General features: G+C 74.2%; 13 protein-coding genes. 7 read left to right on the forward strand and 6 right to left on the reverse strand.

What is annotated here, in order from left to right; translation table 11 throughout:
• Positions 1-201 precede the first annotated feature (201 nt).
• The 7 genes from ACFYV5_RS26040 to ACFYV5_RS26070 are packed head-to-tail and all read left to right on the forward strand — an operon-like array spanning position 202 to position 8,057.
• Positions 202-1,212, forward strand: a complete 1,011-nt coding sequence (locus ACFYV5_RS26040) for an ADP-ribosylglycohydrolase family protein (protein ID WP_355111149.1) — start codon at positions 202-204, stop codon at positions 1,210-1,212.
• Positions 1,209-2,621, forward strand: coding sequence for an ADP-ribosylglycohydrolase family protein (locus ACFYV5_RS26045; protein WP_389172362.1), 1,413 nt, complete (start codon positions 1,209-1,211; stop codon positions 2,619-2,621). The genes ACFYV5_RS26040 and ACFYV5_RS26045 overlap by 4 nt, the downstream gene beginning before the upstream one ends.
• On the forward strand, positions 2,602-3,753 hold the full coding sequence (locus tag ACFYV5_RS26050; protein WP_389172364.1) for an ADP-ribosylglycohydrolase family protein: 1,152 nt from the start codon (positions 2,602-2,604) through the stop codon (positions 3,751-3,753). The genes ACFYV5_RS26045 and ACFYV5_RS26050 overlap by 20 nt, the downstream gene beginning before the upstream one ends.
• Positions 3,750-5,138 carry an ADP-ribosylglycohydrolase family protein gene (locus tag ACFYV5_RS26055; protein ID WP_389172366.1) on the forward strand — a complete coding sequence of 463 codons (1,389 nt, stop codon included), beginning with the start codon at positions 3,750-3,752 and terminating at the stop codon, positions 5,136-5,138. Before ACFYV5_RS26050 ends, ACFYV5_RS26055 begins: the two co-directional genes overlap by 4 nt.
• A complete protein-coding gene (rbsK, locus tag ACFYV5_RS26060; RefSeq protein ID WP_355111143.1) occupies positions 5,135-6,055 on the forward strand; it encodes a ribokinase in 921 nt (306 codons plus the stop codon). The genes ACFYV5_RS26055 and rbsK overlap by 4 nt, the downstream gene beginning before the upstream one ends.
• Positions 6,052-7,257, forward strand: a complete 1,206-nt coding sequence (locus tag ACFYV5_RS26065) for a CaiB/BaiF CoA transferase family protein (protein ID WP_389172368.1) — start codon at positions 6,052-6,054, stop codon at positions 7,255-7,257. Before rbsK ends, ACFYV5_RS26065 begins: the two co-directional genes overlap by 4 nt.
• On the forward strand, positions 7,254-8,057 hold the full coding sequence (locus ACFYV5_RS26070; RefSeq protein ID WP_389172370.1) for an HpcH/HpaI aldolase/citrate lyase family protein: 804 nt from the start codon (positions 7,254-7,256) through the stop codon (positions 8,055-8,057). Before ACFYV5_RS26065 ends, ACFYV5_RS26070 begins: the two co-directional genes overlap by 4 nt.
• Before the next feature lie 468 nt (positions 8,058-8,525).
• Here ACFYV5_RS26070 and lgt read toward each other — a convergent pair whose 3' ends face one another.
• From lgt to trpC, 6 genes are all read right to left on the reverse strand, one after another.
• On the reverse strand, positions 8,526-9,500 hold the full coding sequence (gene lgt / locus ACFYV5_RS26075; protein WP_389172372.1) for a prolipoprotein diacylglyceryl transferase: 975 nt from the start codon (positions 9,498-9,500) through the stop codon (positions 8,526-8,528).
• 83 nt (positions 9,501-9,583) lie between these two features.
• Positions 9,584-10,405: a thioredoxin domain-containing protein gene (locus ACFYV5_RS26080; protein WP_355111136.1), complete on the reverse strand. Its 822-nt coding sequence runs from the start codon at positions 10,403-10,405 to the stop codon at positions 9,584-9,586.
• A gap of 64 nt (positions 10,406-10,469) precedes the next feature.
• A complete protein-coding gene (gene trpA, locus ACFYV5_RS26085; RefSeq protein WP_355111134.1) occupies positions 10,470-11,285 on the reverse strand; it encodes a tryptophan synthase subunit alpha in 816 nt (271 codons plus the stop codon).
• Entirely contained in the window at positions 11,282-12,583 is a 1,302-nt protein-coding gene (gene trpB, locus ACFYV5_RS26090; protein WP_389172375.1) for a tryptophan synthase subunit beta, read from the reverse strand. Before trpB ends, trpA begins: the two co-directional genes overlap by 4 nt.
• A gap of 340 nt (positions 12,584-12,923) precedes the next feature.
• Positions 12,924-13,127 carry a tryptophan biosynthesis modulator TrpM gene (gene trpM, locus ACFYV5_RS26095; RefSeq protein WP_389172585.1) on the reverse strand — a complete coding sequence of 68 codons (204 nt, stop codon included), beginning with the start codon at positions 13,125-13,127 and terminating at the stop codon, positions 12,924-12,926.
• A 166-nt stretch (positions 13,128-13,293) separates the two neighbouring features.
• Positions 13,294-14,103 (reverse strand): indole-3-glycerol phosphate synthase TrpC, encoded by an 810-nt coding sequence (gene trpC / locus ACFYV5_RS26100; protein ID WP_355111131.1) that lies wholly within the window; start codon positions 14,101-14,103, stop codon positions 13,294-13,296.
• Positions 14,104-14,114: the final 11 nt, after the last annotated feature.

The following is a 14,114-nucleotide window of genomic DNA, read 5'->3' on the forward strand; positions in this document are numbered from 1 at the left end:
CCGGCGGGCCGGGTTGCACCCGCCGCCCCCAACACCTCGAAAATACGCGCGATGTAAGGGGCGCGCCAGCAAGGCAGGCCGTACTTACTAAGGCTGACCTTGCCCTTCTGGTGGGGTGTCAGCCGGGTGACAGAGACGTGTCCGGGACGTCATCGCCTCCTCGGCGTGGCACAGATCCAGGAACCGTGAAAGGGGTTCCGGATGGCGAGCGAGACGAGAACGATGGGATGCGACACGCGCGAGCGCGCCAGGGGCGCGCTGCTCGGCCTCGCGGTCGGCGACGCGCTCGGCGCACCCGCCGAGAACATGCGCCCCTCGGAGATCCGCCGCCGCTGGGGCCGGATCGAGGGCTTCGTGACGGACAGCCCGGCCGGTACGGACGACACGGAGTACGCGATCTTCTCCGGCCTGCTGCTCGCCCGGCACGGCTCGGCACTGACCGTCCGGCACGTGGAGCGGGCCTGGCACCGCTGGATCGCCGACCTCGACGAAGGCCCCTTCCGCGGCGCGGGGTTCAGCGAGCGGGGGACGCTGGAGAACCTCCGCCGCGGCCTGGCGGCCCCCATCTCCGCCCAGCACCGCCACGCGTGGTCGGACGGACTGGCCATGCGGGCCGCCCCGTTCGGCGTGTTCGCGGCCGGCCGGCCCGCGGAGGCGGCCCGGCTGGTCGCCATCGACGGCACCGTCAGCCACGACGGCGAGGGCATCTACGGGGGCCAGGCGGTCGCGGCGGGCGTCGCGGCGGCGATGGCCGGAGCGTCGGTGACCTCGGTGATCGCGGCGGCGCTCTCGGTCATCCCGATGGACTCCTGGACGGCCCGCTCGATGCGCCGCGCGGTGGTCGCGGCGCAGCGGGTGGAGCCGGACCCGCCGGCGCGCGAGCGGGCGGTCCGCTCGGCGGTCGTCATCGGCGGCTACCCGTGGACGGACCTGGCCCCGGAGGCGGTCGGTTTGGCCTTCGGCGCCTTCGCGGCGGCCCGCGGCGACTTCCGTACGGCGGTCCTGACCGCGGTCAACATGGGCCGCGACGCGGACACCACGGCGGCGGTCGCGGGCGCGCTGGCGGGGGCGGCCGCGGGCGTGTCGGCGATCCCGGAGGAATGGTCGACGGCGATCGCCCCGGTGACGGGCAGCTGCCTCCCCTCGATGCGGGGCTACCACGTCCTGGACATCGCGGACCTCCTGACGACGGACGACGAGGAGGCGGCATGAGCGCGCCGCCCTCCGCCCCGCAGGCGTACGGCTCCGCTGCCGTGCCGAGCGCCGCCACCCCGGCCCGCCCGACTGGGCCCGATGGCCCGGCTGGGCCCGGTGAGCCGGCGGCTGCCGCCGCGTCGGCGGGCCGGGCCGGGCCCGCTGCCGTACCCGCCGCCGCTGTGGGCATCTGTTCCGCTGGGGCGGAACGGGTGGGCACAGCCCACGAGCGCGGCGGCCACGGCAAGGACGGCGCCCACGGGAACCTGGGCCCCGGCACACCCGCGCGTCGCGAGGCCATCGAGGGTCTTCTGCTCGGCCTCGCCGCAGGCGACGCCGCCGGCTGGCCCGCGGCCAGACACCGAGCCGCCCGCATGCCCGAATGGACCCGCCGCCTCACCCGCGAACTCGACACCTTCGCCGAGCAGAACGCCACCACCACCCTCCCCGTCCCCATCGCCCTCAACCAGCCCCCCGAGCCCCTCCGCCTCGGCCCCTCCGACGACGCCGAGTGGGCGGTCTTCACGGCCGAGGCGGTCCTCGCCGCCCACGGCCCCCTCTTCGCCGCCCTCCCGCCCGAGCGCCGCCTCCGCGCCGCCGTCGACCTCGCCTGGAACTCGCTCGCGAGCCAGGTCGCCGCCGCCGCCGACCGCGCCCCCGAGGTCGAGTCCGCCGTACTCCCCCTCCGCGCCCGGATCTCCGTCCGCGCGGGTCTCGGCAACCTCGCCACCGGCCTGCGCCCGCCCGCCACCGGCCACGACAACCCGCACTACTTCGACGACGCCGCCTGTGTCCGCGCCGTCGTGCTCGCCCTCGTCCACCCCGGAGATCCGGCCGCCGCCGCCGAACTCGCCGAGTTCGACGCCCGGTACACCCAGGACGGCGACGGCGTCCACGGCGCCCGTGCGATGGCGGCGGCGATCGCCGCGGCCCTCGGCGGGGCGGCCGTGGACGAGGCGGTGGAGGCGGCCCTCGCCCAGCTCCCGCCCGCCACCGAGATCGGCCGCAACGCCCAACAGGCCGTCAAGATGGCGCAGGACGCGACGAGCGCCTTCGAGCTCGTCCCGCTGCTCGAGCACCAGATCGTCGACCACGTCTACAGCTACGGCATCGCCGCCGCCGAAACCGTCCCGGTCGCCCTCGCCCTCGCCACCGCCGCGCGCGGCGAGGTGTCCGCGGCCGTACCCGCCGCCGCCTGCCTCTCGCGTGTCGCGGACTCCGCCCCGGCGCTCGTGGGCGCGCTCACCGGCGCGCTCGGCGGCGCCCGCTCCCTCCCCGCCACCTGGCGCGACGCCTGCCGCACGCTCGCCGGTTGCGCGCTCCCCCGTCTCGCCGGCACCGACCTCGTCGAACTCGCCGGGCTTCTGGGAGACACGGAACCGGCCGCCCCGGGTGGACAATTCCGACATGACACCCACACTGGATGACCGGATCACCGGAAGTCTCCTCGGGGCCGCCGTCGGCGACGCCCTCGGCGGCCCCGTCGAGGGCTACACCCCCGAACAGATCCTGGAGCGCCACGGCGGCCGGGTCACCGGCATCGTCGGCCCCTGGAACGGCGACGCCTGGCGCACGGCGCGCCCCATCGCGCCGTACCACAAGGGCGACGGGCACGTCACCGACGACACCTTGATGACCCACGCCCTGATCAGGGTGTACGAGAAGGTCCGCGACCACCTCGACGCGTACGCGGTGGCGGAGCACCTCGTCCCCGATCTGCTCACCACCCCCCGCTGGATCCCGGAACTGGAGGCCGAGGCCCTCCCCCTCCAGCGCATCTTCCTCGCCGAGAAGTGGCTGGTGGCGCGCCTCCACTACGGCCATGTCGACCCGCGCGAGGCGGGCAGCGGAAACATCGTCAACTGCGGGGCCGCGATGTACATGGCACCGGTCGGCCTGGTCAACGCGGCCCATCCGGACGGCGCGTACGCGGAGGCCCTGGACATCGCGGGCGCGCACCAGTCCTCGTACGGACGGGAGGCGGCGGGCGTCTTCGCGGCCGCGGTGGCGGCGGCTTGCGCGCCGGGGGCGACGCCGGACTCGGTCGTGACGGCCGCTCTCGCCCTGGCGAAGGACGGCACCCGCGCGGCGATCGAGGCGGTGTGCGAGGCCGCGTCCCGGCACACGGACTTCGAGACCGCCCTCGCCCCTCTCCGCAAGGCGGTGGCGCCCTTCGACACGGTGGGTCCGGACTACCGCGCGCCGTCGCTGGGCGCGCGCCGTCCCTCGCGGCTCCACGCGATCGAGGAGCTCCCGGTCGCGCTGGGCATGCTGCTGGTCGGGGAGGGGGACTACCGCCGTACGGTCCTGGGCGCGGTCAACTACGGCCGGGACTGCGACTCCATCGCGACGATGGCGGGGGCGATCGTCGGCGCGCTCCACGGGGAGCCGGCCGTCCCGTCCGACTGGTCGAAGCAGGTGGCGGAGGCGAGCCGGCTGGACCTGCACGCTCCGGCCCAGGCGCTGGCGGCTGTCGCGCACGAGGTCTTCGCCCGCGACACGGCCCGCCGCCGGGCCCACGAGTCGGCGTACGCGGCCCTGACGAGCGCGGCCCGATGAACCTGCGCGTCACCTGGGTCCAGCCGGAGGATCTCGTCGGCCACGAACTGCGCCAGGCCGCGGAGGACGGCCGCGAGGCCACGGCGATCGCCACGCGCTGGTTCGCCGCGGGCGGCCACCCCGCGCCCCTGTCGGCCGGCGCGTCCCCGCCCCCCGGCCCGGGCCTCCGCGCCCTGGCCGAGCGCCTCCTGGACGAGCTGTCCACGCTCCCCGACCCCCTCACCTCGACCGAACCCACGCCTCTGCCCGCCATCCAGGCATTGACGACCCCCCGCACCGCCCCCGAGGCCGCGGGGGCTCCGGCGCGAGGCGGGCCGGGGGAAGCGGACCCCCTGCTCCATCGACTGCACGCCGCCTGGCTCGGGCGCGCCGCCGGGTGCCTGCTGGGCAAGCCCGTCGAGAAGCTGCCCCTCCCCGCCATCCGCGCCCTCGCCCGCGCCGCCGGCAACTGGCCCCTCACCACCTGGTTCACCGCGGTCGGCGTCCCCCAGGACCTCCTCGCCGCCCATCCCTGGAACCGCCGCTCCGCGACCACCTCCCTCGCCGAGAACATCGACGGCATGCCCGAGGACGACGACCTCAACTATCCGCTCCTCAACCTGCTCCTCCTCCAGCGCCACGGTCGCGACTTCACCACCGCCGACGTCGCCCGTCTCTGGCTCGACGAACTCCCCGCCGGCCGCACCTTCACGGCCGAGCGCGTCGCCTACCGCAACCTCCTCGACGGCATCGAGCCCCCGTTGACCGCCGTCCACCGCAACCCCTTCCGCGAGTGGATCGGCGCGCAGATCAGGGCCGACGTCCACGGCTGGACGCACCCGGGCGACCCGGCCGGCGCCGCCGCGCAGGCGTACCGGGACGCGGCCCTCACCCACACCGCCAACGGCGTCTACGGCGCCATGTTCGTCGCCGCGACGATCGCCACCGCCGCCACCGGAACGGCCGACGTCCACCGCGCCCTCGCCGACGGGCTCTCCGTCGTCCCTCCCCACTCCCGGCTCGCCGCCGCCGTCCGCCTCGGCATCGCGTCCGCCCGTACCGTCCGCGACTTCGACACCGTCGTGGACCGACTCCACGCCGCTCTCGGCGGGTATCACTGGGTGCATGCCGTCCCCAACGCCGCCGTCCTCGCCGCCGCGCTCACCCACGCCGACGGCGACTTCTCCCGCTCCATCTGCGCGGCCGTCTCCGGCGGCTGGGACACCGACTCCAACGGCGCCACCGCCGGTTCCGTCGCCGGTCTCCTCGCCGGCCACCCCGACCGGCTGCCCGAGCGCTGGACCTCCCCCCTCAAGAACCGGCTCGCGACCTCGATCCCGTCCTTCGACGGCATCGGTTTCGACACCCTGGCCGAACTGACGTATCTGGAGGCAGTACGCCCATGACCAGCATCGTGGTGCTCGGCAGCACCAACATGGACCTCGTCGCCTTCGTGCCGAGGGCCCCCGCCCGCGGAGAGACCGTCACCGGCCGGGAGTTCCGTACGATCCCCGGCGGCAAGGGCGCCAACCAGGCCGTCGCCGCCGCCCGGGCCGGTGGCGACGTGTCGCTGATCGGCGCGGTCGGCGCCGACGACTTCGGCGTACGGCTCCGGGCCGCGCTGGAGAGCGCCGGGGTCGAGACCGATCTGCTGCGCACCGCCGAAGGCCCGTCCGGCACCGCGCACATCGTCGTCGACGACGAGGGCGGCAACGCGATCGTCGTCGTCCCCGGCGCCAACGGCACCGTCACCTCCCTCGACCACGGCGACGAGGCCCTGATCGCCACCGCCGACGCCCTGCTCCTCCAGCTCGAACTCCCCCTCTCCGCCGTGACGGCGGGCGCCACCACGGCCCGCCGCCTCGGGGTCCGTACCGTCCTCACTCCTGCCCCCGCCAAGCCGCTGCCCCCCGAACTCCTCGCCGCCACCGACCTGTTGGTCCCCAACGAGCACGAGGCCGCCACGCTCACCGGCATCGCCGACCCGCACGCGGCCGCCGCCGCGCTGCTCGCCCACGTCCCGGAGGTGGTCATCACCCTCGGCGCGGCCGGCTGCCTCCACGCCGCCCGCGGCAGCGCGCCGTTCACCCTCCCCGCGCCCCGCGTCCGCGCCGTGGACACCACGGCCGCCGGGGACACCTTCGTCGGCGCGCTCGCCGTCGCCCTCGGCGAGGGCAGGCCCGTCCGCGAGGCCCTGGCCTGGGCCTCGACCGCCGCCTCGCTCTCCGTCCAGCACGAGGGCGCCTCGTCCTCGATGCCATACCGCTCGGAGATCGACGCGGCCCACGGCTCCCTCACCGGCCAGGAGGTCGACGCCGTATGACCCCCACCCCCGAGACCACACCTCCCCTCCACGGACTGCGCGTCCTCGATCTCGCCACCCTCTTCGCCGGCCCGCTGGCGGCGATGATGCTCGGCGACTTCGGCGCCGACGTCGTCAAGATCGAGCACCCCCGCAAGCCCGACCCCTCCCGCGGCCACGGGCCGGCGAAGGACGGTGTCGGTCTGTGGTGGAAGGTCCTGGGCCGCAACAAGCGAGCCGTCACCCTCGACCTCTCCACCCCCGGCGGCCGCGACACCCTTCTCCGGCTCGCCGCCGACGCCGACGTGATCGTCGAGAACTTCCGCCCCGGCACCCTCGAACGCTGGGGTCTGGGCTGGGAGGAACTGTCCACCGTCAACCCGCGGTTGGTCCTCGCCCGGGTCACCGGCTTCGGCCAGTTCGGCCCGTACTCCCACCGCCCCGGCTTCGGCACCCTCGCCGAGGCGATGAGCGGCTTCGCCGCGATCACCGGCGAACCCGACGGCCCGCCCACCCTTCCCCCCTTCGGTCTGGCCGACTCGATCGCCGCCCTGGCGACGGCGTACGCGGTGATGACCGCGCTCAACGCCAGGACCACGACCGGCCGCGGCCAGGTCGTCGACATGGCGATCATCGAACCGATGCTCTCCGTCATCGGCCCCCACCCCCTCTGGTACGACCAGCTCGGATATGTCCAGCCCCGCACCGGCAACCGCTCCCGCAACAACGCCCCGCGCAACACGTACCGCACCTCGGACGGCTCCTGGGTCGCCGTCTCCACCTCCGCCCAGTCGATCGCCGAACGCGTGATGCGGCTGGTCGGCCGCCCCGAGCTGATCGACGAGCCCTGGTTCGCCGACGGCACGAGCAGGGCCGCGCACGCGGACGTCCTCGACGAGGCGGTCGGCTCCTGGATCGCCCGCCACACCCGCGACGAGGCCATGACCGCCTTCGAGAAGGCGGAGGCGGCGATCGCGCCCGTCTACGACATCCGGGACGTGATGGAGGATCCGCAGTACCGCGCCCTGAACACCGTCACCGAGGTCCCGGACCCCGAGCTGGGCCCGATCCGTATGCAGAACGTCCTCTTCCGGCTCTCCGAGACGCCCGGAGCGATCCGCTGGGCCGGCCGGCCGCACGGCGCCGACACGGCCGAGGTCCTGGCCGAGATCGGTCTCTCCCCGGCCGAGATCGGCGCCCTGCGCAGCGAAGGAGCCGTATGAGCCGCACGCCCCTCCCCCTCACCTGGCTGTACGCCCCCGGGGACCGTCCCGCCGTCGTCCAGAAGGCCCTGGTCTCGGGCGCGGACGTGGTGATCGTCGATCTCGAGGACGCGGTGGCCCCGGACCGCAAGGCGTACGCCCTGGCCGCCACCGTCGACCTGCTCGCCGACCCGCACCCCGTACCGGTCCACGTCCGCATCCACACACCGCACGACATCCCCCCACTGGCGCCCCTCCCCGGGCTGAGCGGTTTCCGTGTTCCCAAGGTGACACACGCCACTGACATCCGCCGGATCGCCGAGGTCGCCCCCGGCGTCCCGCTCTTCCCGCTCCTGGAGAACGCCCTGGCGCTGGAGCACGCCTACGCCATCGCGTCGGCACACTCCGCCGTCCACGGCATCGCCCTCGGCGAGGCGGACCTCCGCGCCGATCTGGGGGTACGGGACGAATGCGGGCTGGACTGGCCGCGCAGCCGGCTCGTGGTCGCCGCCCGCGCGGCGGGCCTCCCGCCCCCGGCCCAGTCGGTCCACACCGACGTCCGCGACCTGGACGCCCTGGCGGCGAGCTGCGCACGCGGCCGTGCGCTGGGCTTCCTGGGCCGGGCGGCGATCCACCCCCGCCAGCTCCCGGTCATCGAGCAGGCCTACCTCCCCACGCCCGACGAGGTCGCCGCGGCCGAGGAGGTCGTCAAGGCGGCGCAGACGGAGGCGGGCGCCCTGGCCCTCGCGGACGGCCGCTTCGTCGACGCAGCGGTCGTGGACGGCGCCCGCCGCGTCCTGACCCTGGCGGCAAGATCCTGACTCCCGGGGGCCGCCCCCTGCCGGCGCTCGACCGCCCACGCTGCCGGACCGGACCGGCGACCACGACCGCGCGCCGCGGCGAGGTCCGTGGGGGACCCCTCCCCAGCCGGAACGTGCCGCCCCGCGGCGAGATCCGGGGCCCCTCCCGGCCACAGCGTGCCGCGCCCGCAGCGAGATGCGGGGAGCTGCCCCCGGCCAGAGCGTGCCGCGCGCCGTGGCGAGGCCCGGGAGCTCCCCCGGCCCAAACGTGCCGCTCCGCGGCGAAATCCGGGGCGGTACCCCCCCGGCCACAGCGCGCCGCCCCGTGGCAAGACCCGGGGACCTGCCCCCCGACCCAAACGTGCCGCGCGCCGGGGCGAGTTCCAGGGAGCTGCCCCGGCCACAGCGTGCCGCGCCCGTTCACGAACGGGGCCGCCCCGGACCTCTTGGTCCGGGGCGGCCCCGTCGATGCTGTGCCTGGGCGGTCGGTCAGCTCTTGCCGGCCCCGCCCGCGCCATTCCCGGCCGGCTCGTCGGCCGGCTCGTCGGCAGCGGTCTGCGGCGCGTCCTCGGGCTCCTTGCCCTCGGCGTCCGCCTCGCCCTCGCCCTCGTCCTCGCCATCGGCGGCGGAGCCGGCCACCGCCGCCTTCTCCCGGTCCGGCTCCACGACCTCTTCCCGGCCCGGCCGGATCCGCGACGAGATCACGATGTAGACGACGGCCAGGACGAAGACGACGATCGCCGTCCAGACGTTCAGCCGCAGGCCGAGCACGTGGTGCGCCTCGTCGACCCGCATGTACTCGATCCACGCCCGGCCCGTGCAGTACGCGGCGACGTACAGCGCGAACGCCCGCCCGTGGCCCAGCTTGAAGCGGCGGTCGGCCCAGATGACCAGGAGCGCGACGCCGATGCACCACAGCGACTCGTACAGGAAGGTCGGGTGGTAGATGCCTTCCTCGCGGTTCGCTCCCGCGGAGATCTTCAGACCCCACGGCAGGTCGGTCGGCTTGCCGTACAGCTCCTGGTTGAACCAGTTGCCCCAGCGGCCGATGGCCTGGGCGAAGGCGATGCCGGGCGCGATGGCGTCCGCGTACGCCGGCAGCGGGATGCCCCGCCGGCGGCAGCCGATCCAGGCGCCCACCGCGCCGAGCGCGATGGCGCCCCAGATACCGAGGCCGCCCTCCCAGATCTTGAAGGCGTCGACCCAGTTCTCACCCTCGCTGAAGTACAGCTGGTAGTCGGTGATCACGTGGTAGAGCCGGCCGCCGACGAGGCCGAAGGGCACCGCCCAGACGGCGATGTCGGCCACGGTGCCGGCTTTGCCGCCCCGGGCGATCCAGCGCTTGTTGCCGTACCAGACGGCGACGAAGACACCGATGATGATGCAGAAGGCATAGCCGCGCAGCGGAACCGGTCCGAGGTTCAGGACTCCGGTCGACGGGCTGGGAATGTAGGCAAGGTCCATGGCAGAACCGACGCTACCTTGCCGGGCGGGTGACAGGGCAGCCCACCCGACAACGTCTGCGTAACTACCGCCCTCAGCCGCCCTCAGCCGCCCGCGGCCGGTGAGGCGGTCCCCGCCTTCTTGCCCTTGTTGGCCTCGGCGACCCACTTCTTCAGGTTCTCCTGGGAGATCTGCTCGTTCCCCTTCTGCGGGAAGATCGATTCTCCGTTGAGAAGGACCGACGGAGTGCCGCGGAAGTCGCCCTTCCGGAAGGCCTCGGTGGACTTCCCGATCCAGCTGTCGTGCGTGCCGTCCTCGACACAGCTGCGGAAGGCCGGCGTGTCGAGCCCCGGTACCTTCGCCGCGAGCTCGATCAGCTTGTCGTTCTTGCCGAAGGCGTCGTCGGTCTCCTGCGGCTGGTTGATGTAGAGCGCGTCGTGGTACGGCGTGAACTTTCCGGCGTCCTGGGCGCACGCGGCCGCGTTCGCCGCGCGCAGGGAGCCGCTGCCGCCCATGTTCCCGTCGATGATGGTGACGAGGTGGTACTCCACCTTGAGGGCGCCGGCCGCCTCGAGCTCATGGATGGTGTCCCGGAACGCGTTCTCGAAGGAGGCGCACGCCGGGCAGCGGAAGTCCTCCCAGATGGTGAGCGTCGACGGGGCGTCCGGCTTGCCCGTGGGGACGGCCGGCTTGTCGTCCCCGACGGCGCCGCTCGGCGCGACGACGGGACCCGCCTTGTCGGAACCGCCGTCCTTGCCGGCGTTGGCGGCGATCACGCCGACCACGGCGGCCAGTCCGAGGACGCCGACCACCGCCGCCGACACGATCAGGACGCGTCGCTGCTTCTCCCGGGCCTTCTCTCGCTCGCGCTGCTGCTGGAGGCGCTCCCGCGCGCTCCGATTACCGTCACTGTTCTTCTGGCTCACGCCCTCAGCAACGAACCGGGGAGGCGCGTCCGCGCCTCCCCGGTCACAGATCCACCCGTACGGGTTACGAAACGCGCCGCACGCCCTCGGCGAGTTCGCCCGCCAGTTCCCTTACGGCGGCGAGGCCGGCGGCCTCGTCCTCGGCGTCGAGCATCCGCTTGACGAACGCGGAGCCGACGATGACGCCGTCGGCGAAGCTCGCGACCTCCTTCGCCTGCTCGGCGTTGGAGACGCCGAGGCCGACGCAGACGGGGAGGTCCGCGGTGGCCCGGGTACGGCGGACGAGATCGGCGGCCTGTTCGCCGACCGACTCGCGCGTACCGGTGACCCCCATCAGTGAGGCGGCGTAGACGAAGCCGGAGCCGGCGGCCGTGATGGTGGCGAGCCGCTCGTCCTTGCTGCTCGGCGCGACGACGAAGACGGTGGCGAGACCGCGCTTCTCCGCGTGCTCGCGCCAGATCGCCGACTCCTGGACCGGCAGGTCGGGCAGGATGCAGCCCGCGCCGCCGGCCGCTGCCAGCTCCTCGGTGAACCGCTCGATGCCGTAGCGGTCGATCGGGTTCCAGTACGTCATGACCAGCACCGGCTTTCCGGTGGCGGCGTGCGCCTCGCGGACCGTGCGCATGACGTCGGCGATCCTGACGCCGCCGCGCAGGGCGATGTCGTCGGCGGTCTGGATGACGGGTCCGTCGAGGACCGGGTCGCTGTGCGGCAGACCGACCTCGACGATGTCGGCGCCGCCGTCGAAGACGGCCTTGATCGCCTCGATGCCGCCGTCCACGGTCGGGAATCCGGCCGGGAGGTAGGCGATGAGGGCGGCGCGGTTCTCGGCCTTGGCCTTGGCCAGGGTGTCGCTGAGGAGTTGGATGTTCCCGCTCACTTGGTGTCCCTCTGAATCTCGGCGGCGCCGTTCTCCGCGGAGGCGTCGGCCTCGACCCGGGCGGTTTCGGCGTCGGCGTCGTACAGGCCGAAGTAACGGGCGGCCGTGTCCATGTCCTTGTCACCGCGCCCGGACAGGTTGACCACGAGCAGGCCCTCGGGGCCCAGCTCCTTGCCGACCTCCAGCGCGCCGGCGAGGGCATGCGCCGACTCGATGGCCGGGATGATGCCCTCGGTACGGGAGAGCAGCCGCAGGGCCTGCATGGCCGCGTCGTCGGTGACGGCGCGGTACTCGCCGCGGCCGGTGTCCTTGAGGTAGGAGTGCTCCGGGCCGATGCCCGGGTAGTCCAGACCGGCCGAGATGGAGTACGGCTCGGTGATCTGGCCCTCGTCGTCCTGGAGGACGTACGACCGCGAGCCGTGCAGGATGCCGGGCTCGCCGGCGGTGAGGGTGGCGGCGTGCTCGCCGGTCTCGACGCCGCGGCCGGCCGGCTCGCAGCCGATGAGGCGGACGTCGGCGTCCGGGATGAAGGCGTGGAAGAGGCCGATGGCGTTGGATCCGCCGCCGACGCAGGCGACGGCCGCGTCGGGGAGGCGGCCGGCGCGTTCCAGGATCTGGCGGCGGGCCTCGACGCCGATGACGCGGTGGAAGTCGCGGACCATGGCGGGGAAGGGGTGCGGGCCGGCGACCGTGCCGAAGAGGTAGTGGGTGCGGTCGACGTTGGCGACCCAGTCGCGGAACGCCTCGTTGATGGCGTCCTTCAGGGTGCGGCTGCCGGAGGCCACGGGGATCACCTCGGCGCCGAGCATGCGCATCCGGGCGACGTTCAGCGCCTGGCGCTGGGTGTCGATCTCGCCCATGTAGATGGTGCATTCGAGCCCGAAGAGGGCGCAGGCGGTGGCGGTGGCGACGCCGTGCTGACCGGCTCCGGTCTCGGCGATGACCCGGGTCTTGCCCATGCGCTTGGTGAGCAGGGCCTGACCGAGCACGTTGTTGATCTTGTGCGAGCCGGTGTGGTTGAGGTCCTCGCGCTTGAGGAAGACGCGTGCGCCGCCCGCGTGTTCGGCGAACCGGGGGACCTCGGTGAGGGCGCTCGGGCGGCCGGTGTAGTTGACCATGAGGTCGTTGAGCTCGCGGGCGAACTCGGGGTCGGCCTTGGCCTTGTCGTACTCGACGGCGACCTCGTCGACGGCGGCGACGAGGGCCTCGGGGATGAACTTGCCGCCGTAGGCGCCGAAGTAGCCGTCGGCGCTGGGGATCTGACCGTCGGGGTCGGGAATGAAGAACTCGCTGGACATGCGACTGCTCCTCGCGGGGCGGGATGCCCCGGATCGCGTGTGGTGGGTGGTCACGGTATGCGCGCGACCGCCGCCGCCGTCGCACATCCGTTGTGGGCATTCGTTCCGCTGGGGCGGGACGGGTGGGCACAACGGACGGCGCCCTTGCCGGGCCCAGGCCCCCGGTGCGTACGGTGCACACGGGTGCGGCGCCCTCGTGGTGGCGGGGCACAGGGAGCGGAGGCACCCGCAAGGGTGCCGTCCCGTGTGCCCACCCGTCCCTCCCCCTAGGGCTTCGCCCTGGGGGGACCCCCATGCGGGACGATTGCCCACACGGGGGCGGGCGAGGGCTGTGCCTCGGCTAGGCAGTGGTGGTCGGCGTGGAGGTGCGCACGAGGCGCGGGCGCCATCGCATGCCGTTGACCTGGCCGGGCTCGTCACCGATCACGTACCGCACGCGGCGGCCGTGGACTCGCCGGGCGGGCGCCCGGCAGCCGCGCGGGCGGCAGCCCCGGGCCAGCGGGGCGTGCGCCGGCGCGGCGGCGGTACGGAGGCGGGTGCGCATCGCACGGCTGGGGGCGGCGACACCGGCGACGCCGGCCATCGTCGTCGGCCCGCTCACGGTCGCGCGCGCCCGTGTCAGGGCCACCGTCACCGCGGGCACGCCGACGGCGCCGCGGGCGGCGTGGCCCGGGACGGTCGGCGTGGCGCGGCGCGGAGTCATGGTGGGGTCAGCTCCGGCCGTGGCGGAGGGCCGGGTGGGCGCCGGCGGCGACGAGGTCGGCGACGGCGGCCTTCGGGTCGCGGCCGGTCACGAGGGACTCGCCGACCAGGACCGCGTCGGCGCCCGCGTTGGCGTACGCGATGAGGTCGTGCGGCCCGCGGACGCCGGACTCGGCGACCTTGACGATGCCGGCCGGGATCTCCGGGGCGACCCGCTCGAAGGTGGAGCGGTCGACCTTGAGGGTCTTGAGGTTCCGGGCGTTGACGCCGATGATCCGGGCGCCCGCGTCGACCGCGCGCTCGACCTCCTCCTCGTCGTGGACCTCGACCAGCGGCGTGAGGCCGATGGACTCGGCGCGCTCGATGAGGGAGACCAGGGCCTCCTGCTCCAGGGCGGCGACGATCAGGAGCGCCAGATCGGCTCCGTACGCCCGCGCCTCCCACAGCTGGTACGCCGTGACGATGAAGTCCTTGCGCAGGACCGGGATGTCGACCCGGGCCCGGACGGCCTCCAGGTCGGCGAGCGAACCGCCGAAGCGGCGCTCCTCGGTCAGCACGGAGATGACGGCGGCGCCGCCCGCCTCGTAGTCGGCGGCGAGGCCGGCCGGGTCGGCGATGGCGGCGAGTGCGCCCTTGGACGGGCTGGAGCGTTTGACCTCGCAGATCACCGTGACGCCGTCCGCGCGCAGTGCGGCGACGCCGTCCTTGGCCTGCGGCGCCTTGGCGGCGCGCTCCTTGAGCTCGTCGAGGGAGACCCGCGCCTGCCGCTCTGCGAGGTCGGCGCGCACGCCTTCGATGATCTCGTCGAGCACACTCACGCGAGAGGCCC

This window comes from Streptomyces sp. NPDC003035, assembly GCF_042888285.1.
Classification (GTDB): Bacteria; Actinomycetota; Actinomycetes; order Streptomycetales; family Streptomycetaceae; genus Streptomyces.